This window comes from Nocardioides sp. Z13_37 (genome assembly GCF_058355585.1).
This window is the reverse complement of the sequence record NZ_JBZGDV010000006.1, coordinates 36,423-54,173: the sequence shown is the minus strand read 5'-3', so window position 1 is coordinate 54,173 and position 17,751 is coordinate 36,423. Positions and strand designations below refer to the sequence as shown.

Below are 17,751 nucleotides of genomic sequence, written 5' to 3'. Positions count from 1 at the left end.
GCCCCGGGCCAAGGGTGCCTCGACCGACGGTCGGCGTGCGGGCAACCCACCCCGATGAGGTCTTTACCTCCAGGGACGCGTGGGTGACAGTGACCGAGATCACTGTCTCCCCCACGATGTCCCGAAGGGCTGCCCACGATGCGTTCCACGACCTTCCGCGCCACCACCCGCGCGCGGCGCGCCACCGCCGGGCTGGGGGCGGCCGCGCTCGCCGTCGCCGGGCTCGTCGCCGGCACCCAGACCGTCGCCCAGGGCACCACCCCGGCGCAGGACGCGACACCCGTGGCTGCGGTTGCGGCGACGCCCCCCACCTACGAGCGCGACCTGACCCGACAGCTGGACGGCAGCAGGGCGTACGCGACCGTCAAGCACCTCGTCGAGGAGATCGGCCCGCGGGTCAACGGCACGCCGGCGGAGCGCCGCGGAGCGGCCTACCTCCGCGACGTGCTCGAGCCCTACGGCTACGAGGTCGAGCTGCAGTCGTGGGGACCGGTGAGCACCAAGCGCACCGCGGACGTCGTCACTGCGGGCGCACCGCTGCCCGGCGGGCCCAAGTGGCAGATGGCCGCCTCGCCGTCGGGGGTCTTCACCGGCGACGGCGCTCCCGTGACCGCACCGGTGGTGCCGGTCGGCACCGGCCAGACCGTGGCGGACTACGCCGACGCGTCCGGTGCCATCGCCTACGCCGTCGTCTCGACGGCGGCCGAGCGCGGCACTGCGATGACCCTCGCCGCGGCCAACGGCGCGGCGGCCGTGATCCTTGCGCCCCCGGTGCCTGCCAGCGGCAAGACCGCTCCGCGCAACCCGACCGTTCCCGCGGGCACGGCCGCCGTCGCGATCCCGGTGCTCGGTGCCGGGTCGGACCACACGGTCTGGCTCGACCAGGCACTGCAGGCCGGCCCGGTCTCGCTGCGCCTGGTCACCAACGAGTACGTCAACCCGATGGGCACCAACATCATCGCCACCCGGCACGCGGTGGGCGACCCGCAAGGCACGACGGCCCCGATCGTGATGGTCGGGGCCCACATCGACTCGGTGCTCGGCGCACCCGGTGGTCACGACGACGCGTCCGGCAACGGGGTCGCCACGGAGATCGCCCGCGTGCTGGCCACCCTGCCCTACGACAAGGAGATCCGCATCGGCGGGTTCGGCGGGGAGGAGGGTGGCCTGCTGGGCGCCCGTGCGTACGTCGACACGCTCACCGCGGCCACGCGGAAGCGGTTCGTCGGCGAGTGGCAGATGGACATGGTCGGCACCACCCACGAGCCGGCCCGCCTGTGGGCGCTGACCCCCGACGGCAGGAGCAACTACGTCGTCGAGCAGGCCTACGCCGCGGCCCAGCGCGACGGGTTCAGCGGTCTGGACAACTGCAAGCTCGGGCAGTCGGACCACCAGGCCTTCTTCGACGCCGGCATCCCGGCGGCACTCTTCATCTGGCTCGACTACCAGGACCGGGTCGCGCCCAGCACCTGCGAGTCCATCGCCCGCGGCAGCTACCGGACCGAGCCCGAGTACCACCAGCCCAGCGACGGGATGAACAACGTCAGCGAGCCGCGTCTGCAGATCACCCTCGACGTCATCGGGGGAGCGGTCATCGAGAACGCCCTCAACGCCCTGACCGTCACCGCGGTGACGAAGGACGGAGCGCCGCTCTCCGGCGCCCAGGTGCTGGTGGACTGCGGCGACGGCAGCCACGACGCCGGACGCACCGACGAGGCGGGGGTCACCAGGACCCGGGTCCCGTCGGGCCGTTGCGCGCTGAGCGCCACCAAGGGGTCGGACACCGTGACCGGCGAGGTCGCGATGTCCGGTGACGAGTCGGTCAGGCTGACCCTCGACGGCGCCAGCGCTCCGGTGCTGCCGCGGATCTCCGCCTCGGCGGAGACGAGTCGCTACGGTCAGTCGCCCGTGGTGCGGATCGACCTGGCGCCGGCCGCGCTCGAGCCCACGGGATCGGTCGAGATCCGCGACGGAGGGCGGGTGTTGGCCACCGCCTCGGGACAGCCGGGGGTCCGGTCCGTGATCCTGCCCGCCGCCCGCCTGCGCCCGGGCCTGCACGACGTCGACGTGGTCTACGTCGATGCGTCGGGCGCCGACCGGGTCGTCTCCCCGACACGCGTCAAGGTGCTGAAGGCGCGAGCGCGGCTGCGTCTGCGGTCCGTGGGGAGCAGCCGGGGCGCGCGGGTCCACCTGGCCGTCCGGCTCGCGGTGCATCCGCGCGACATCGCGTTCGCGGCACGCGGCCGGGTCGTGGTCAGGTCCGGGGGACGTGAGGTCGGCACAGCCCGTCTGCGAGACGGTCGCGCCGTGGTCCGCCTCGACCGTCTGGACCGGACCGGGAAGCACGTCCTGCGGGTGCGCCATGTCGGCAACCGGCTGGTGGGGCCGAGCTCGGCCTCGACCACGGTCGTGGTCGGGAGGGGCTAGGGGCGTCGCGCCGACCGGGTGAGCCGCAACGTCGTCGAGCGGACCTCCCGCCCCCGTGGCCGGGTGGCGAGGAGGCCCGCTCGCGCGAAGGGCGGAGGCGCCGGGTCAGGCGTTGGGGGTCTCGACCGACTGACCGCCGCGGGTGCGCCGGCGGTTGCGGTTGCGGCGGCGGGGGGCGTCGCCCGACGTCTCCGACGACGAGGTCGAGGAGTCGGAGCGCGGGGCGCCCGAGTCGCCGCGGCCCGAGCCCGAGCGGCGCTCGCGGGGCGCGCGCTCCTTCTTCTCGACCGGGGCGGGGTCGACGACGCGGCCCTTGGTGCCGGCCGGGATGCCCTGGTCGTGGAAGAGGTGCTCGGAGGTGGAGTAGGTCTCCTGCGGGTTGTCGAAGGGCAGGTCGAGCGCCTTGTTGATCATCTTCCACCGGTGCAGGTCGGCCCAGTCGACGAACGTGATCGCGGTGCCGGTGGCGCCGGCGCGGCCGGTGCGGCCGATCCGGTGGACGTAGGTCTTGTCGTCCTCGGGGCAGGTGTAGTTGATGACGTGGGAGACGCCGCGGACGTCGATGCCGCGGGCGGCGACGTCGGTGCACACGAGGACCTGGATCTTGTCCTCGCGGAAGCGGGCCAGGGCCTTCTCGCGCGCCACCTGCGCCATGTCGCCGTGGAGGGGCGAGGCCTTGAAGCCGCGCTCCTGCAGGTCCTCGGCGATCCGCTGCGCCTGGCGCTTGGTGCGGGTGAACACGATCATCTTCTCGGCGTCCTCGGCCTGCAGGATGCGACCGATGATCTCGGGCTTGTCGAGGTCGTGGGCCTGGTAGATGAACTGCGCGGTCGCCGGCACCATCGTCGTGTCGTAGGACGACTCGGCGCGGATGTTCATCGGGTGGCGCATGTGCGTGCGGGCCAGCGCGACGATCGCCGACGGCATGGTCGCCGAGAACAGCATCGTCTGGCGGGTCTCCGGCGTCTTCGACAGCAGCGTGATGACGTCGGGGAGGAAGCCGAGGTCGAGCATCTCGTCGGCCTCGTCGAGCACGAGCGCGTGCACGTGCGAGAGGTCGAGCGCGCGGCGGTTGGCCAGGTCGATGAGGCGACCCGGCGTGCCGACGACGATGTCGACGCCCGACTCGAGCTCCTCGAGCTGGTGGTCGTAGCCCACGCCGCCGTAGACGGTGAGGACCCGCAGGCCCATGTCCTTGCTGGCCAGCGCGAGGTCGCTGGAGACCTGGAGCGCGAGCTCGCGGGTCGGGGCGACGATGAGGGCCTGCGGCTTGCCCTGCGGCAGGTCGGCGTACGCCGGGTTGCTCGGCGCGATGGAGCGCTGGAGCACCGGGATGCCGAAGGCGAGGGTCTTGCCGGTGCCCGTGCGGGCCTGGCCGATGAGATCGGTGCCGAGGAGTGCGACCGAGAGGGTCATCTCCTGGATGGCGAAGGGGGTGGTGATGCCGGCGCGGTCGAGCGCGTCGCAGATCTCGGGCAGCACGCCCAGTTCACGGAAGGTGGTCACGAAGTGTCGCTCTCTGATGAGTCGGGTTGTCCCACGCGTATGCGGTCAGCCCACTCGAGAGCCCCGGCGGGGCAAGTGCCGACCGCGCACATACAGGCGGCCACCGGCGAAGAGTCGGCGGCTCGGTCACCCCGATGCTATCGCTAGGCTGCGAACATGACGGAATCGCCCGACGAGGACTACCGCCGTGCCGCCGTCGATCTCCTGGGAGCGATCGCCTACGGCGAGCTCTCGGCCTTCGAGCGACTCGTCGAGGACGCCAAGATGGCGCCCGGGATCGACGACAAGATCGCCATCGGCGCGATGGCCACCGCCGAGTTCGGACACCTGCAGAAGCTGGTCGAGCGGCTCGAGCAGCTCGGCGCCGACCCGGTCGAGGCGATGGACGCCTTCCGGCCGAGCTTCGACCGCTTCCACGCCCACACGGCGCCCTCCGACTACTACGAGGGGCTGATCAAGGCCTTCGTCGGCGACGGGCTCGCCGCCGACTTCTACCGCGAGATCGCCGCCTACCTCGACGCCGAGACCCGCGAGGTGATCGTCAGCTCGCTGGAGGACTCCGGCCAGACGGCGTTCATCGTCGAGCGCGTACGCGCCGGCATCGCCGCCGACCACCGGCTGGGTGGCCGGCTGGCGCTGTGGGGCCGGCGGCTGATGGGCGAGGCGCTCACCCAGGCCCAGCGCGTCGCGAGCGACCGCGACTCCCTCACGGCGCTGCTCGCCGGGGGAGTGGACCGGCCGGGGCTCGACCTGGCGGCGATGGGCCGGATGTTCGCCCGGCTGACCGAGCGGCACACCGAGCGGATGGCCGAGCTCGGCCTCGAGGCCTGAGCGGGGACCTGAGGGGAGGCCTGAGGCCCGGACGCGACGAGACCCCGCATCCGTGGGATGCGGGGCCTCGTGTGGTCGTGCGAGCGGTCAGACCCGCGTGCGGTTTCCGGAGTTGCGTCCGGTGACCGTGGAGGCGATCACCACGAGGACGGCCGCGGTGATGATCGCGACGATCCAGCGCACCCAGTCGACGCCGTCGGAGCCGTCGCCGCCGAACAGCGAGTAGATCCAGTAGCCGAGCAGCACGCCGCCGATGCCGCAGAGGATCGTGAGCCAGATGGGGATGTTGTCCTTGTCGCCGGGAGCGACGAGCTTGCCGAGGAGTCCGATGATCGCTCCGACGATGATGAGGACGATGAGATCTACGACCATGATGGATCACCCTTTCTTTGCCACGAACTCGTGACGGGAGGACCGGCATGGTGTATACCGGCTCGCCCATGATGTCGGCGACCGGTCCCGGTAGCAATCACCGTGCGCCCCTAGGGATGAGGTGTCACCACCCCCACGGCGGTGCGGTCAGCGGAAGCCGACGGTGCTGGAGGTCGGCGAGCCGAGCTCGACGTAGGCGATCTTGTCCGCGGGAACGACGACCGCGCGGCCCTTGGTGTCGGCCAGGCGCAGGACGCCGCCGTCCGACAGCGCCTGCGAGAGCCGTGCCTCGATGTCCTCGGGCGTGCTGTCGGTGTCGAGCACCAGCTCGCGCTGCGCGTGCTGCACGCCGATCTTGACCTCCACGATGTTGCTCCTAGCTCAGGTGTTGGGTGACGAGTCGATGATGCCGGGTGGGTGGTGGCGCCCGGTCCGGTGGAGCGGTGTCAGTCGCCGTCGGTCATCGGGTAGCCCCGGATGCCGCGCCACGCGAGACCGGCGATCAGGGAGGCCGCGTCGTCCTGCGGGATCTGTCCGCCGCCCGCGAGCCAGAACCGCGCGGACACCTGCGCCATTCCCACCAACGACACCGCCAGCAGCTCGGAGGCCTCGTCGGGCAGCCCGGTGTCGGTGCGGATCACGTCGGCGATCATCGAGGCGCACTCGGTGGTCACCCGGTCCACGCGCTCGCGCACGTCGGGCTCGCTGGTGAGGTCGGACTCGAAGACCAGGCGGAACGCGCCCTCCTCCGAGGCCACGTAGCTGTAGAAGACCTTCATCGTCGCGATCACACGGTCGCGGTTGTCGTTGGTCGAGGCCAGGGCCTCGCGGCAGTTGTCGATGATCAGGTCGCACGAGGTGTCGAGCAGCGCGAGGTAGAGGTCGAGCTTGCCGGGGAAGTGCTGGTAGAGCACGGGCTTGGACACCCCGGCGCGCTCGGCGATGTCGTCCATCGCGGCGGCGTGGTAGCCCTGCGCGACGAACACCTCGAGCGCGGACTCGAGCAGCTGGGCGCGACGCTCGCGCCGGGGCATGCGCCCGCCGCGCGGTCGTGGCCCGCTCGATTCCAACCGTTCAACGCCCACAGGTGCTCCTCTGCTGCATCGGGGTGAGCCCGCAGCGTACTCGGAGGTAGGCGTGGCACGGTCCGGGCGTGCCGCTCGTCGCCGGCACGTCCGCATCGCGGGACCGGCCGGGGGCGGTTGGGGCACGCGGGGAACATGGAGCGTGCCGGTGCTGTTGCACCGACACCCGAGTCGAGGAGAAGTTCGTGTCGTTCCCTGCACTTGTCGAGCCCGCCGCCGAGCTCAGCACCGACGAGGTGCGCCGCTACAGCCGCCACCTGATCATCCCCGACGTCGGGATGACCGGGCAGAAGCGCCTGAAGAACGCCAAGGTGCTGGTGATCGGCGCCGGCGGCCTGGGCTCCCCGGCCCTGCTCTACCTGGCTGCGGCCGGTGTCGGCACGCTGGGCATCGCGGAGTTCGACGAGGTCGACGAGTCCAACCTCCAGCGCCAGATCATCCACGGCATGTCCGACATCGGCCGGCCCAAGGCGGAGTCGGCGCGCGAGTCGATCGCCGAGGTCAACCCCTACGTCGAGGTGGTGGTGCACCCCGAGCGCCTCGACAACGACAACGTCCTGCAGGTCTTCGAGGGCTACGACCTCATCGTCGACGGCACCGACAACTTCGCGACCCGCTACATGGTCAACGACGCGGCCTACTTCCTGAAGATCCCCTACGTGTGGGGCTCGATCTACCGCTTCGACGGCCAGGCGTCGGTCTTCGCGCCGACCCTCGCCGACGACGCGCCGTGCTACCGCTGCCTCTACCCCGAGCCCCCGCCGCCGGGGATGGTCCCGAGCTGCGCCGAGGGCGGCGTGCTGGGCGTGCTGTGCGCGAGCATCGGCTCGATCCAGGTCAACGAGGCGATCAAGCTGCTGACCGGCATCGGCGACCCGGCCATCGGCAAGCTGGTCATCTACGACGCCCTCGAGCTCGAGTGGCGCAAGCTGAAGGTCCGCAAGGACCCGAGCTGTGCGCTGTGCGGGGACAACCCGACCGTCACCGGCCTGATCGACTACGACGCCTTCTGCGGCGCCGTGTCCGACGAGGCGGCCGACGCCGCTGCCGGGTCGACGATCTCGGTGACCCAGCTCGAGGCGATGCTCAAGGAGCGCGAGGAGGGCACCCGCGACTTCGACCTGATCGACGTGCGCGAGCCCAACGAGTACGAGATCAACCGGATCCCCGGCTCCCGCCTGGTGCCCAAGGGCGAGTTCCTCAACGGCAACGCCCTCGGCGACCTGCCCTCCGACAAGCCGATCGTGCTGCACTGCAAGTCGGGCGTCCGCTCGGCGGAGGTGCTGGCGATCGTCAAGGGCGCGGGCTACGCCGACGCCGTGCACGTCGGTGGTGGCGTCGTGGCGTGGGTCAGCCAGATCGACCCGAGCCAGCCCGCCTACTGACCCACCGCCTGGGAGGCGGGTGGGTCAGGCTCCCCGCGCCACCTGCTCGAGGTGTGCGCGGAGGATGGCCCGCAGGTCGTCGAGGTCGACCAGCTCGGCGTAGGCGAAGCACTGCATGGCCATCCCGTCGAGCAGGGCGTGCAGCGTCGTCGCCTCCACCTCGTCGGCCGGGTCGGGCAGCGGCTCCTCGAGCAGTCGCCCGAGGTGGGAGTCCAGCGCGCGGCCGCGCAGCCACGCGACGGCGATCCTGCTGATCTGGCGCGTGCCCTTCCAGGCCAGCGCCCGCGTCTCCCCGAGCTCGGGGTCGCGCCGTGCGGCGTCCATCGCCGCCAGCCACACGTCGGCCTCCAGGCGTCGTACGTCGTCGAGCGGGAGCAGCTCCTCCACCAGCCCTTGCGCGTCGGCCACCGGGTCCCGGGTCTCGGAGTCGGCGTACCAGCGGCGCAGCCGGACGTCGAGACGTCCCGGCACCTCCGCGAAGGTCTGCGCGATCACCCAGCGCAGCAGGGCGGCCTGGTCCGGGAAGTAGTGGCGCACGGCGCCGGGGGACCACCCCGCCTCCTGCGCGACGCCGCGCACCGTCGCCGCGGCGACCCCCTCGCGCAGCACGAGGCGCCGGACCGCGGCCGAGATCTCGGCACGGCGGGCTTCGTGGTCGACGACCTTGGGCACCTCGCCTTTCTAGCACGATTGTGTTTTCATGTTCGCGACACAGTTGTGTGAAAAAGGAGGTGGCCATGACGATCGTCGCCGTGCTCGGCCTCACCGGCCTGGCGCTCATCGACAGCACCAGCATGGGGACACTCGTGCTGCCGGTCGTGCTGCTGCTCGCGCCCCGCGTGCACGTCGGGCGGTTCCTGGCCTTCCTCGGCACGGTCGCCGGGTTCTACGCCCTCGTGGGCGTCGGCCTGGTCGCCGGCGCCGGCTGGCTGCTGGACGTCGGCGCGGACCTCGGCGAGGTCCGCGCCCTCCGGTGGGCCGAGCTCGTGGTGGGTGCGGCGCTCCTGGCCGGGGGGATCTTCGGGGACCCCCGCCGCTGGTTCGGCTCCACCGGTCCCGCCCCCGGCCAGGCCGACCAGCGGGCGCGGCGGCGGCGTGAGCGCCTGACGGGGCCCGAGGCGTCGTACGGCGTCGTGGTGAGCGTGGGACTGGTGGCCGCGCTGGTCGAGGTCGGCTCGATGCTGCCGTTCCTGGCGGCCGTCGGGATCATCTCGAGCGCGGACCTGCCGCTCGCGGGCGAGGTGGCGAGCGTCGGTGCCTACGTGCTGGTCATGGTGCTCCCGGCGCTGCTGCTCCTCGGCGGCCGGCTGCTGGCCGGGCGGCGGCTGGAGGCGCCACTCGCGCGGCTCTCGGGGTGGATCGACCGCCACTCCGGCAACGCGGTCTCCTGGGCCGCCGCGATCATCGGCCTGCTGCTGGTGCAGGACGCGGTGTCGGCGCTCCATCTGGGGTGAGGCCCGTGCCGCGGCCGCCTCTCGCACCGCACGACCTCGTCGCCTAGGGTCACGCCATGCGGGCGCCCGGACTCACCCCAGCGGTGCGTGCGACTCTCGCGGTGGCCGTCACCAGCCTCCTGATGGTGCTGGTGGCCTGGGCGACGCTGGTCGGTCCCGACCGGGTCTTCACCGGGCCGGGCCCGCGCCCCGCGCCGCTGTCGACGACGACCGAGTCGTGCATCCCGCTGCCCGTGCGCACCGCCCCCGACGGGTCGACGACGGTGGAGGTCCCCGACGACCTCGCCGAGCGCAACTACTGCGACCCGCCCCCGGCCGGGCTCGACGACTACCGCGAGATCGTCGAGGACAGCCCGCCGCCCCTGTGGGTCAAGGTGCTGGTCTGGATCCTCCTCGGCGCCCTGCTCGCGGGTGTGGCCGCCGGCGTGCTCCGGCTGCTGGTCGTCGCGACCCGGGCGGTGCTGGCGCGCCGCGGTGGCGCCGAGCGCATCGACGTCGCGTTCACCGCGCTCGACGAGCCGGACCGGGTGGCGCAGGAGCTGGCCGCCGGGGCCGACGAGCAGGACGCGCTGCTGCGCGGCGGCGATCCGCGCAACGCCATCGTCGCGGCCTGGCACCGCTTCGAGGTGCTGGGGGAGCGGGCCGGTGTGGCGCGCGGCGCCTCCGAGACGTCCTCGGAGTACGCCCTGCGCATCCTCGACCTCGTCGACGCCGACACCGCGCCGGTCAACCGGCTCGCCGAGCTCTACCGCGAGGCCAGGTTCTCCCGTCACCCGATCACCGAGGACCACCGCGCCGAGGCGGTGGCCGCCCTCGCCGGCATCCGGCGCAGCCTGGGGGTGCGGACGTGAGCCGCCTCCTCGCGCAGTGGCGCGGACGCGCGGCCGGCGGCGTCGTCCTGGCCGCGATCGGCTACGGGCTCGCCGTCGCCCTCGACTTCGACCCCCGGCCGCTGCCGTACGTCGTGTGGGCGGTGGTGGTGCTGGCGATGACCTACCTCGTCATCGACACCGTCGACGTCCCGGCCGCTCAGTGGCGCACGGGCCCGCCGCCCACGGACCGGGTCGACGAGGTCACCTCCGACCTGCGCATCCTCACCAGCCACCGCAGCGCCGACCACCCCTCCGACGCGCTCGCCCGCCGGCTGGTGGAGCTCGCGCGCGCCCGCGACCCGGGGCTGGCCGAGGAGATCCAGCACGAGACCACCGACGGCGGGCGCCTCTCGCCCGCCGACATCGACCGCATCCTGACCCGAATCGAGGACCTCCGTGACCGACGCTGAGACCCCCACCGCCGACGTCTCCCGGCTCGCCGAGCAGGTGCTGGACGAGGTGGGCCGAGCCGTCGTCGGCAAGCGGGAGGCGCTGTCGCTGGTCCTCGCCGGCATCCTGGCCAAGGGCCACGTGCTGCTCGAGGACTACCCGGGGCTGGGCAAGACGCTCGCCGCGAGGTCCTTCGCGTCGGCGCTCGGCCTGGAGTTCGCCCGCGCCCAGTTCACCCCCGACCTGCTGCCCGCCGACCTCACCGGCTCCTACGTCTACGACCAGCGCCGCGCGGAGTTCGACTTCCGCGCCGGCCCCGTCTTCACCGGGCTGCTGCTCGCCGACGAGATCAACCGCACCCCACCCAAGACGCAGGCCGCGCTGCTCGAGGCCATGCAGGAAGGACAGGTCACCGTCGAGGGCCAGACGCACCGCCTGCCGAGCCCCTTCCACGTGCTGGCCACCGCCAACCCCGTCGAGTACGAGGGCACCTACCCGCTGCCCGAGGCGCAGCTCGACCGGTTCCTGCTGCGCGTGGGCTTCGGCTACCCGAGCGCGGGCGAGGAGTACGACGTCCTGCGCCGCCGCCTCGACCGCCGGCGCGAGGAGGTCGACATCGCCCAGGTCACCGACGCCGCCGGGCTCTCGGCCGCGCAGGCCGCCGTCGAGCGGGTGGTCGTCGACGAGTCGGTGGCCCGCTACTGCGTGGCGCTGGTCGCCGCCACCCGCACCCACGCCGACGTGCTGACCGGCGCCTCGCCGCGCGGCAGCCTCGGCCTCGTGCTCACCGCGCGCGCCTGGGCCGCGATCCGCGGTCGCGACTACGTCGTGCCGGAGGACGTCAAGGTCGTCGCGCGTGCGGTCCTGTCGCACCGGATCACCGTCAAGCCCGACCTGTGGATGACCCAGGCATCGGGCGCCCGCGTCGTCGACGCCGTGCTGTCGTCGGTCGAGACCCCCCGGACGCTGGAGTCGCGGTGACCGGCTGGCGGCCGACGTCCGCCCTGGTCCGGGCGTGCCTGCTCGCGCTCGGCGGCATCTGCGGGGGCGTGGCGCTCGGCCAGGAGGTGCTGGTGGTGCTGGCCGCCCCGTTCGTCGTGCTGGCCGCGATGGGGCTCGCGTCGCGGCCCCGCGGCCCGGTGCGCGTCGGCGCCCGCCTCGACCACCACCGGCTCCACGAGGGCCAGGGGACGACGTCGCGGCTCGACGTCGACGACCTGGCCGGAGTGGAGCACTGCACGCGGGTCGCCGCCGCCACCGCCCACGTGGCCACCTCGCCGACCCAGGGCGCGGCCGGGTCCCTCGTCGCCGACGGCCTCCCGGTCCTGTGGTTCAGCCCGCGCCGGTGGGGACGACGCGCGGTCGGCGCCGAGCGGGTCGCCCTCACCAGCGCGTGGGCGGGCTGGCGCTGGGGGCCGGTGGACCTGCCGGAGAACGGGCTGACCGTGCTGCCCCAGACGGCGCCGTACGACAGCCGCGCAGAGGTGCCGCAGCCCGACGGTCTGGTCGGACGGCACCGCTCGCGCCGGCTCGGCAGCGGCACCGAGTTCGAGGGCATCCGGCTCTTCGCCGCCGGCGACCGGCTCCGGCGCATCACCTGGCCGGTCTCCCTGCGCACCGGCGAGCTGCACGTCGTCACCACCCGCGCCGAGCAGGATGCGGGGGTGTGGCTCGTCGTGGACGGCCTGCGCGACATCGGGACGTCCGGCGGCATCGACGGCGCCGCGAGCACCCTCGACCTCACCGTCCGCGCGGCGGCCGCGCTTGCCGAGCACCACGTCCGCACGGGCGACCGGGTCGGGATGCTCATCGTGGCCGCCGACGGCGCCCGGGTGCCGCTCGGCGCCGGGCCGCGGCACCTGCAGCGCCTCCTCGGCACGCTCGCCCGGGTGCGGCCCGAGGCTCGGAGCGTGCCGCCCGAGCGGCTCGACCTCGGCGCGGGTGCCGGCAGCGTGGTCCACGTGCTGTCGCCGATGCTCTTCACGCCGCTCGTCACCGCGACCGCCGGCCTGCAGCGCGGCGGCACCTCGGTGGTCGTCATCGACACCCTCGGCGAGGCGTTCGCGGGCCGGGAGGCCGACCGGCTGTCGCTGCCCGCGCTGGCCGCCCGGATGCAGCGGATCGAGCGCGACGACCGGCTCCGCCGGCTGGCGGCGCTGGGCACGCCCGTGGTGCCGTGGCGCGGGCCCGGCACGCTCGACACCGTGCTCCAGCAGCTCGCGCGGCGCGCGCGGGTGCCGAAGGTGCGTGCCTGATGCGGCCGTTCGTCCGCGGTGCCACCGCGTCCGCCGTCGCGCTGCGCCTGCTCGTCCTCGTGCTGCCGTGCGCCGCCCTCGCAGTGGCCCTGCCCGACGTGCCCCACTGGGCGGTGGTCGGTGGGGTCGTGCTGAGCGCCGCCGGGTGGGCGCTGCTGCCGGACCACGCGATCGGGGTGGTCCCGCTCGTGCTGGTCGGGGGGTGGTGGGCCGCGCACGGGGTGGTGGACGGTCGGATCCTGGTCGTCGCCGTGCTGCTGGTCGCGGCGCACGTCGCGGCCACCCTGGCGTCGTACGGCCCGCCGACCCTCGCGCTCGACCGCCGACTGGCCAGGCTCTGGCTGGGCCGGGGGCTCCTGGCGCTGGTGCCGGTGCTGCCGACCTGGCTGGCCGTCCGTGGCCTCGACCCCGCGCTGGCGCCCTCGTGGGTGTGGCTGGCGACCGGGCTGGTGACCGTCGGGCTGCTGCTCGTCACGGGCCGGCTGACCCGTCCGGAGGCGCCGTGACGACCCAGGAGGAGCGCGAGCTCTACGCCGAGCTGGTGCTGCAGTGCGCCGAGTCGGTCCCGCGCGGGCGGGCCACGACCTACGGGGCGATCGCCGACGTCGTGGGGGAGCGCCTGGGCCGCGGCGGTCCGCGGCTGGTCGGCTCGGTGCTCGCCGCCCACGGCGGCGGGGTGCCGTGGTGGCGGGTGGTGCGCGCCGACGGCTCGCTGCCGCCCTCGCACGACGAGGAGGCGCGGCAGGCCTACCTCGAGGAGGGCACTCCGCTGCTCCCGGGCGGGTCCGTGGATCTGGCGCGGGCGTTCTGCCCGCCGCGACTCGGGGCACAATGACCGCCATGCTCTACACGGTCGCGCACGGCGTCATCCCCCCGTTCGCCCGCGCCGTGTGGCGCCCGCGCGTCGAGGGCCTCGAGCGGGTGCCGGCGGTGGGGCCCGTGATCGTGGCGAGCAACCACCTCTCGTTCTTCGACAGCGTCGTCATCCCGGTCGTGGTGCCGCGCAAGGTCGTCTTCCTCGCCAAGTCCGACTACTTCACCGGCACCGGGGTGCGCGGCACGCTGACGCGGGCGTGGTTCGAGGGCCTCGGGATGCTCCCCGTCGACCGCGACGACACCCGGGCCGCGATCGCGAGCCTCGACACCGCGCTCGACGTGCTGCGCCGCGGCGAGGCGTTCGGCATCTACCCCGAGGGCACCCGCTCGCGCGACGGCCGGCTCTACCGCGGTCGCACCGGCGTGGCCCACCTCGCGCTGACCGCCGGCTGCCCGGTCCTGCCGGTCGGCCTCGTCGGCACCGAGGACATCCAGCCGGTGGGCGCGAGCCGGCCGCGGCTGGGGAAGGTCGACGTGACGGTGCGCTTCGGCGAGCCGATCACCGTCGCGGGGGAGTACGACGGCGTTCCGACCGGCCGCGCGCGCCGCGACCTCACCGACCGCATCATGGACGCGATCGCCGGCCTGACCGGCCAGGAGCAGGCCGGGGTCTACAACGAGCGGCCCGACTCGGCCTGAGCCGCCAGCGCGGCCAGTGCGCGCGGGAAGATCTCGGCGGGCGGGGTGACCAGCCCCGCGCCGACCTGGCCGACGCCCGCGACCCGTCCGGCCATGCCGGTGTTGATCTGGGGCAGGATGCCGGTGCGGCAGACCCGGGTGACATCGATGCCGGTGGGGGTCCCCTGGAACTCCAGCACCGGGACGGTCCAGCGCGGGTTCTCCGCCAGCGTGATCTCGTGCATGCGGCGGGTGGTGGCGAGGGCGTCGGGCACCGAGCCGCCGACCAGCCGGACGATCGCCGGTGCGGTGGCCATCGCGAAGCCGCCGATGCCGGCCGTCTCGGTGATCGCGGAGTCGCCGATGTCGGCGTTGGCGTCGTCGGGGCCGTAGTCGCCGAGGAAGAGGCCCTCGGCCACCTGCGCCGGCCCGGTGAACCACTCGTCGCCCGTGCCGGAGACCTGGATGCCGAAGTCGGTGCCGTTGCGGGCCATCGCGACGACCATCGTCGAGCCCGGGACGTCGCGGCCCGCGTCGAGCGCGAGCTTGCAGGCAGGCATGGCGAGGTTGAGGAAGAAGTGGTCGTTGCCGCCGATGAAGCGCAGCGCATCGGCGACGTCCTTGCCGGAGAAGCCGGCGTCGGATCCGGCGGTGACCATCGCCGGCGAGAGGTCGCGCAGCAGCATCAGCGTGCCGGCGCGGTTGCGGTTGTGGGCCTCGTCGCCCATCTGCAGCATCTGGGTGAGGATGCCGGTGACGTCGGTGGCCTCCTCGGTGCCGCGCACCGCGGCCTGCAGGAGCGGGCCGAGCACGTCGCCCATCCAGCGGAGCCGGGTGCGCACCTCGGGGGAGTAGGCGCCGTAGCGCAGCACCTTGCCGAGGCCCTCGTTGAGCGAGCAGTAGGTGCGCCGCCCGGTCTCGCGGTCCTCGAGCACCCACATCCACATCGACGGAGTGACGACGCCGGCCATCGGGCCGACCGCGCTGCGGTGGTGGCACGGCTCGAGGCTGACGCCGGTGCCGGACTCGAAGAGGGCGACCGCGTCCTCGGGGTCGTCGACGAGCCCCTCGAGCGCGGCGCCGCCCATCAGCGCGCCCCGCAGCGGTCCGGACGCCCGGTCCCAGCCGATCGGGGGACCGGCGTGGAGGAACTGGCCCGGCTCGAGGCCCAGCACCTCCGAGGCCGGCGCGACGTCGACGAGGTGGGCGGTGACGCCGAGCATCGCCTCGACCGCCCGGCGGTTGGCCCCGGGGCGGCGGGGGTCGGTGGCGACGGTCGCGAGGTCGGCCTCGGTGCCCGGCCTCGGCGGGCGCCAGTCGACGCGCTCGACCTCGACGGCCTGGTCGGCGACGGCGTCGGCGAGCATGTCGGCTCCGACCGTGACGACGGTGGGCTGGCTCATCGGGCGTCCTTCCCCTCGGGTCCGCCCAGCAGGGCGATGGCGCGGCGCGTCGCGCCGGCGTTGGACAGGTGCACCTCGGCGCCGGCGGCGACGAGGGCGTCGCGCTGGGCGGCGAGGCCCTGCGGGTCGAGGTCGGTGCCCACCAGGCTGACCACCACCGGGATCGCGCGGTCGCGGCGCGCCGCCTCGATGGCCGGCGCGAGGCGCGCCGCCGGGTCGGGCTCGGCGCCGTGGCCGAGCACCAGGTCGAGCAGGAGGACGCCGGTCGCCGGGTCGGCGGCCGCGCGGGCGAGCTGCTCGATGCGCAGCGTCGGGTCGATCATCGGGTGCGCCCGGCCCTGGGTCAGCGCGTCGTCGCCGAAGTCGACCATCGTGTGGTCGTCGGCGAGCAGGTCGCCAGTCTCGCCCCGGCCCAGCGCGAGGTCGTCGGAGAGGGGGATGTTGCTGCGCACCGGGCCGAGCGCCTCGGTGACCAGGAGCATCGACTCGTCGCACAGCGTGCCGCCGACGAAGAGCCCGCGCAGCAGCCGGCCCGTCGCGGGGCCGGTGTTGTCGGCCCCGTGCACCGGCCACTCGGGCGCGGCGTGGCCGAGCCGCGCCAGCACGTCCTCCGCGACGGCGGTGAGGTCACGCTGCCCGCGGCCGAGCAGCCCGAGCTCGACGGGCGTGGCGAGGGCCCCGGTGTCGCGGGTGATGGCCTCGGCGACCTCGGGGGCGGGCGGCTTGGACACGACCACCACGAGGTCGACGTCGGAGTCCGCGTCGAGGCGGCGCAGCGCCTCGCGGGTGGCCGCGCCGCCGACCGCGGCGGACAGGTCGCGCCCGCCCACGCCCAGCGCGTGCCGCACCCCCACGCCGTCGTGGCCGTCCTCGGCGAGCCGCTCGCCGGCGTGGTGGAGCAGGGCGAGCAGCTGCTGGCAGCCGGTGCCGGACGCGGCGACCAGCCCGATCCGCCCGGGGCGCACGGTGTTGGCGAAGCCCAGCCCGACGCCGTCGATGACGGCCGTCCCGCAGTCCGGCCCCATCACGAGCGCGCCGCGCTCGGCGGCGTACGCCTTGAGCGCGACTTCCTCGGCCACGGGCACGTTGTCGCTGAAGACCATCACGTCGTGGCCGGCCTCCAGCGCGTCCATCGCCTCGACGGTGGCGCTGGCGCCGGGCACCGAGACCAGCGCGACCGCGCCGGCGCCTGCACGCCGCAGCGCGCTGGCCGTGGTGCGGGGCGGCGCGAGCGTGGTGCCGCCGTCGCCGGGCCGGGTCGGCGCGAGAGCCGTGTCGACCGCGGCCAGGGCGGCGGACAGGTCGCCGTCGTCGTCGAGGCGCACGGCCACGACCATGTCGTTGGGTGACGACGCGGGGACGTCGAAGCCCATCGCCTCGAGCACCTCGAGGTTGAGCCCGGTGGCCATCGCGACCTGCGCGGCCACCACGCCGGGCGTGGCCTGCACCGCCCGGCTGACCTGGAGCAGGGTCACCGAGTCGGCGTACGCGCCGCTGCGGAGCTCGACGTGGTCCTTCATGCTGCCCTCCGGGGAGTGGTGTGGGGCGTGGCGTGGGGAGTGGTGGACGCCAGGGCCAGCCCGGCCCCGGCGAGGAGGCCGGCGCCCGAGGTGGCGCCGACCGCGAGCAGGGCGCGTGCGGCGGCGTCGGTCGGGTCGGCGAGCCACGCGGCCAGCTCCGGGAGCGCCTCGCCGCGCACCGCGCAGTCGAGGAGCGTGGCCGACAGGAGCGTGGTGGCGCCCAGCCGGCCGCGCACGGCGTCGGCGAGCAGGTCGTCGGGACGGCCCAGGGCGGCGCGGGTGGTCAGCCAGCCGGCGAGCACGTCGTCTCCGAGCGGCGTGAGACCCGGGCCGCGGCCGAGGAGCCGGTCGAGGTGGTCGGGCGTCAGCGGGCCGTCGGCGGGCAGGTCCAGCCCGGACGTCATGAGGACCTCCGGTGCGGACCGGGGATTCCCATGACGTCCGGGGGTGGGGGCGGTGACGTCGAGGAGCCGGGCGACCCGCACCGCCCGCTCGCCCACCACCAGCTCGCCGCGGCGCACCCGCACCCCCGGACGCGGGTCACCGCCGGTGAGCACGTCGAGGGTGGGCAGGGTCGACCACAGCGCGCACGGCACGCGGGTCGCGGCGCCCGACACCAGGCCGAGGCACCAGCCGTCGAGGTCGACGTAGATCGCCGTGCCGCTCGCGTGGACGACCTCGCGCGGACCGTCGGGCGCCGCCCGCAGCCGCTCGTGGACCCGGTGTGGTGCCGCCACGGGGGTCGGTCCGGTCATCA

At 74.2% G+C, this 17,751-nt stretch carries 19 protein-coding genes; 11 read left to right on the top strand and 8 right to left on the bottom strand.

Going from position 1 to position 17,751, the window contains the following annotated elements; translation table 11 throughout:
• The first annotated feature begins 138 nt into the window (after positions 1–138).
• Complete coding sequence (locus AC4H2S_RS14720) at positions 139–2,427, top strand: M28 family peptidase (RefSeq protein WP_491497718.1); 2,289 nt, start codon at positions 139–141, stop codon at positions 2,425–2,427.
• Between the two features lie 105 nt (positions 2,428–2,532).
• Here AC4H2S_RS14720 and AC4H2S_RS14715 read toward each other — a convergent pair whose 3' ends face one another.
• Entirely contained in the window at positions 2,533–3,933 is a 1,401-nt protein-coding gene (locus tag AC4H2S_RS14715) for a DEAD/DEAH box helicase (protein WP_491497717.1), read from the bottom strand.
• A 156-nt stretch (positions 3,934–4,089) separates the two neighbouring features.
• Here AC4H2S_RS14715 and AC4H2S_RS14710 point away from each other — a divergent pair, with 156 nt between their 5' ends.
• Entirely contained in the window at positions 4,090–4,764 is a 675-nt protein-coding gene (locus AC4H2S_RS14710; protein ID WP_491497716.1) for a ferritin-like fold-containing protein, read from the top strand.
• An 87-nt stretch (positions 4,765–4,851) separates the two neighbouring features.
• On the opposite strand, the gene AC4H2S_RS14705 is transcribed toward AC4H2S_RS14710, so the two are convergent.
• The 3 genes from AC4H2S_RS14705 to AC4H2S_RS14695 all read right to left on the bottom strand — a co-directional run bounded on the left by AC4H2S_RS14705 (position 4,852) and on the right by AC4H2S_RS14695 (position 6,170).
• On the bottom strand, positions 4,852–5,136 hold the full coding sequence (locus tag AC4H2S_RS14705; RefSeq protein ID WP_491497715.1) for a GlsB/YeaQ/YmgE family stress response membrane protein: 285 nt from the start codon (positions 5,134–5,136) through the stop codon (positions 4,852–4,854).
• Positions 5,137–5,283: 147 nt separating this feature from the next.
• Positions 5,284–5,502 (bottom strand): DUF3107 domain-containing protein, encoded by a 219-nt coding sequence (locus AC4H2S_RS14700; protein ID WP_491497714.1) that lies wholly within the window; start codon positions 5,500–5,502, stop codon positions 5,284–5,286.
• Between the two features lie 80 nt (positions 5,503–5,582).
• Entirely contained in the window at positions 5,583–6,170 is a 588-nt protein-coding gene (locus AC4H2S_RS14695) for a TetR/AcrR family transcriptional regulator (RefSeq protein ID WP_491497713.1), read from the bottom strand.
• 236 nt (positions 6,171–6,406) lie between these two features.
• Between AC4H2S_RS14695 and moeZ the strand changes: the two genes are divergently transcribed.
• Positions 6,407–7,606 carry an adenylyltransferase/sulfurtransferase MoeZ gene (gene moeZ, locus AC4H2S_RS14690; RefSeq protein WP_491497712.1) on the top strand — a complete coding sequence of 400 codons (1,200 nt, stop codon included), beginning with the start codon at positions 6,407–6,409 and terminating at the stop codon, positions 7,604–7,606.
• Positions 7,607–7,630: 24 nt separating this feature from the next.
• Here moeZ and AC4H2S_RS14685 read toward each other — a convergent pair whose 3' ends face one another.
• Complete coding sequence (locus tag AC4H2S_RS14685; RefSeq protein WP_491497711.1) at positions 7,631–8,278, bottom strand: TetR/AcrR family transcriptional regulator; 648 nt, start codon at positions 8,276–8,278, stop codon at positions 7,631–7,633.
• A 65-nt stretch (positions 8,279–8,343) separates the two neighbouring features.
• On the opposite strand from AC4H2S_RS14685, the gene AC4H2S_RS14680 reads away from it, so the two are divergent.
• Genes AC4H2S_RS14680 through AC4H2S_RS14645 form a run of 8 tightly spaced genes read left to right on the top strand, consistent with a single transcriptional unit; the run spans position 8,344 to position 14,092 of the window.
• Complete coding sequence (locus AC4H2S_RS14680) at positions 8,344–9,060, top strand: GAP family protein (protein ID WP_491497710.1); 717 nt, start codon at positions 8,344–8,346, stop codon at positions 9,058–9,060.
• A 56-nt stretch (positions 9,061–9,116) separates the two neighbouring features.
• On the top strand, positions 9,117–9,911 hold the full coding sequence (locus tag AC4H2S_RS14675) for a DUF4129 domain-containing protein (protein ID WP_491497709.1): 795 nt from the start codon (positions 9,117–9,119) through the stop codon (positions 9,909–9,911).
• Positions 9,908–10,342 (top strand): hypothetical protein, encoded by a 435-nt coding sequence (locus AC4H2S_RS14670; RefSeq protein WP_491497708.1) that lies wholly within the window; start codon positions 9,908–9,910, stop codon positions 10,340–10,342. Before AC4H2S_RS14675 ends, AC4H2S_RS14670 begins: the two co-directional genes overlap by 4 nt.
• Positions 10,329–11,303: an AAA family ATPase gene (locus AC4H2S_RS14665; protein WP_491497707.1), complete on the top strand. Its 975-nt coding sequence runs from the start codon at positions 10,329–10,331 to the stop codon at positions 11,301–11,303. Before AC4H2S_RS14670 ends, AC4H2S_RS14665 begins: the two co-directional genes overlap by 14 nt.
• On the top strand, positions 11,300–12,577 hold the full coding sequence (locus tag AC4H2S_RS14660; RefSeq protein WP_491497706.1) for a DUF58 domain-containing protein: 1,278 nt from the start codon (positions 11,300–11,302) through the stop codon (positions 12,575–12,577). The genes AC4H2S_RS14665 and AC4H2S_RS14660 overlap by 4 nt, the downstream gene beginning before the upstream one ends.
• A complete protein-coding gene (locus AC4H2S_RS14655; protein WP_491497705.1) occupies positions 12,577–13,083 on the top strand; it encodes a hypothetical protein in 507 nt (168 codons plus the stop codon). Before AC4H2S_RS14660 ends, AC4H2S_RS14655 begins: the two co-directional genes overlap by 1 nt.
• Entirely contained in the window at positions 13,080–13,412 is a 333-nt protein-coding gene (locus AC4H2S_RS14650; RefSeq protein ID WP_491497704.1) for an MGMT family protein, read from the top strand. Before AC4H2S_RS14655 ends, AC4H2S_RS14650 begins: the two co-directional genes overlap by 4 nt.
• A 5-nt stretch (positions 13,413–13,417) precedes the next feature.
• Positions 13,418–14,092, top strand: a complete 675-nt coding sequence (locus tag AC4H2S_RS14645) for a lysophospholipid acyltransferase family protein (protein WP_491497703.1) — start codon at positions 13,418–13,420, stop codon at positions 14,090–14,092.
• Here the strand turns inward: AC4H2S_RS14645 and AC4H2S_RS14640 are convergent.
• The 3 genes from AC4H2S_RS14640 to AC4H2S_RS14630 are packed head-to-tail and all read right to left on the bottom strand — an operon-like array spanning position 14,065 to position 17,749.
• Positions 14,065–15,474, bottom strand: a complete 1,410-nt coding sequence (locus tag AC4H2S_RS14640) for a YlbE family protein (protein WP_491497702.1) — start codon at positions 15,472–15,474, stop codon at positions 14,065–14,067. The two genes, AC4H2S_RS14645 and AC4H2S_RS14640, sit on opposite strands and share 28 nt — an antisense overlap.
• Positions 15,471–16,994: an AllF/FdrA family protein gene (locus tag AC4H2S_RS14635; protein WP_491497701.1), complete on the bottom strand. Its 1,524-nt coding sequence runs from the start codon at positions 16,992–16,994 to the stop codon at positions 15,471–15,473. Before AC4H2S_RS14635 ends, AC4H2S_RS14640 begins: the two co-directional genes overlap by 4 nt.
• Positions 16,991–17,749 (bottom strand): oxamate carbamoyltransferase subunit AllH family protein, encoded by a 759-nt coding sequence (locus AC4H2S_RS14630; RefSeq protein ID WP_491497943.1) that lies wholly within the window; start codon positions 17,747–17,749, stop codon positions 16,991–16,993. Before AC4H2S_RS14630 ends, AC4H2S_RS14635 begins: the two co-directional genes overlap by 4 nt.
• Between the last annotated feature and the right edge of the window lie 2 nt (positions 17,750–17,751).

Excerpts from the sequence above, each read along its gene's own strand:
- AC4H2S_RS14720 (WP_491497718.1), top strand. The coding sequence starts at position 139 with ATGCGTTCCACGACCTTCCGCGCCACCACCCGCGCGCGGCGCGCCACC.
- AC4H2S_RS14710 (WP_491497716.1), top strand. The coding sequence starts at position 4,090 with ATGACGGAATCGCCCGACGAGGACTACCGCCGTGCCGCCGTCGATCTC.
- AC4H2S_RS14705 (WP_491497715.1), bottom strand. The coding sequence starts at position 5,136 with ATGGTCGTAGATCTCATCGTCCTCATCATCGTCGGAGCGATCATCGGA.
- AC4H2S_RS14695 (WP_491497713.1), bottom strand. The coding sequence starts at position 6,170 with ATGCCCCGGCGCGAGCGTCGCGCCCAGCTGCTCGAGTCCGCGCTCGAG.
- AC4H2S_RS14680 (WP_491497710.1), top strand. The coding sequence starts at position 8,344 with ATGACGATCGTCGCCGTGCTCGGCCTCACCGGCCTGGCGCTCATCGAC.
- AC4H2S_RS14675 (WP_491497709.1), top strand. The coding sequence starts at position 9,117 with ATGCGGGCGCCCGGACTCACCCCAGCGGTGCGTGCGACTCTCGCGGTG.
- AC4H2S_RS14655 (WP_491497705.1), top strand. The coding sequence starts at position 12,577 with ATGCGGCCGTTCGTCCGCGGTGCCACCGCGTCCGCCGTCGCGCTGCGC.
- AC4H2S_RS14645 (WP_491497703.1), top strand. The coding sequence starts at position 13,418 with ATGCTCTACACGGTCGCGCACGGCGTCATCCCCCCGTTCGCCCGCGCC.
- AC4H2S_RS14640 (WP_491497702.1), bottom strand. The coding sequence starts at position 15,474 with ATGAGCCAGCCCACCGTCGTCACGGTCGGAGCCGACATGCTCGCCGAC.
- AC4H2S_RS14635 (WP_491497701.1), bottom strand. The coding sequence starts at position 16,994 with ATGAAGGACCACGTCGAGCTCCGCAGCGGCGCGTACGCCGACTCGGTG.
- AC4H2S_RS14630 (WP_491497943.1), bottom strand. The coding sequence starts at position 17,749 with ATGACCGGACCGACCCCCGTGGCGGCACCACACCGGGTCCACGAGCGG.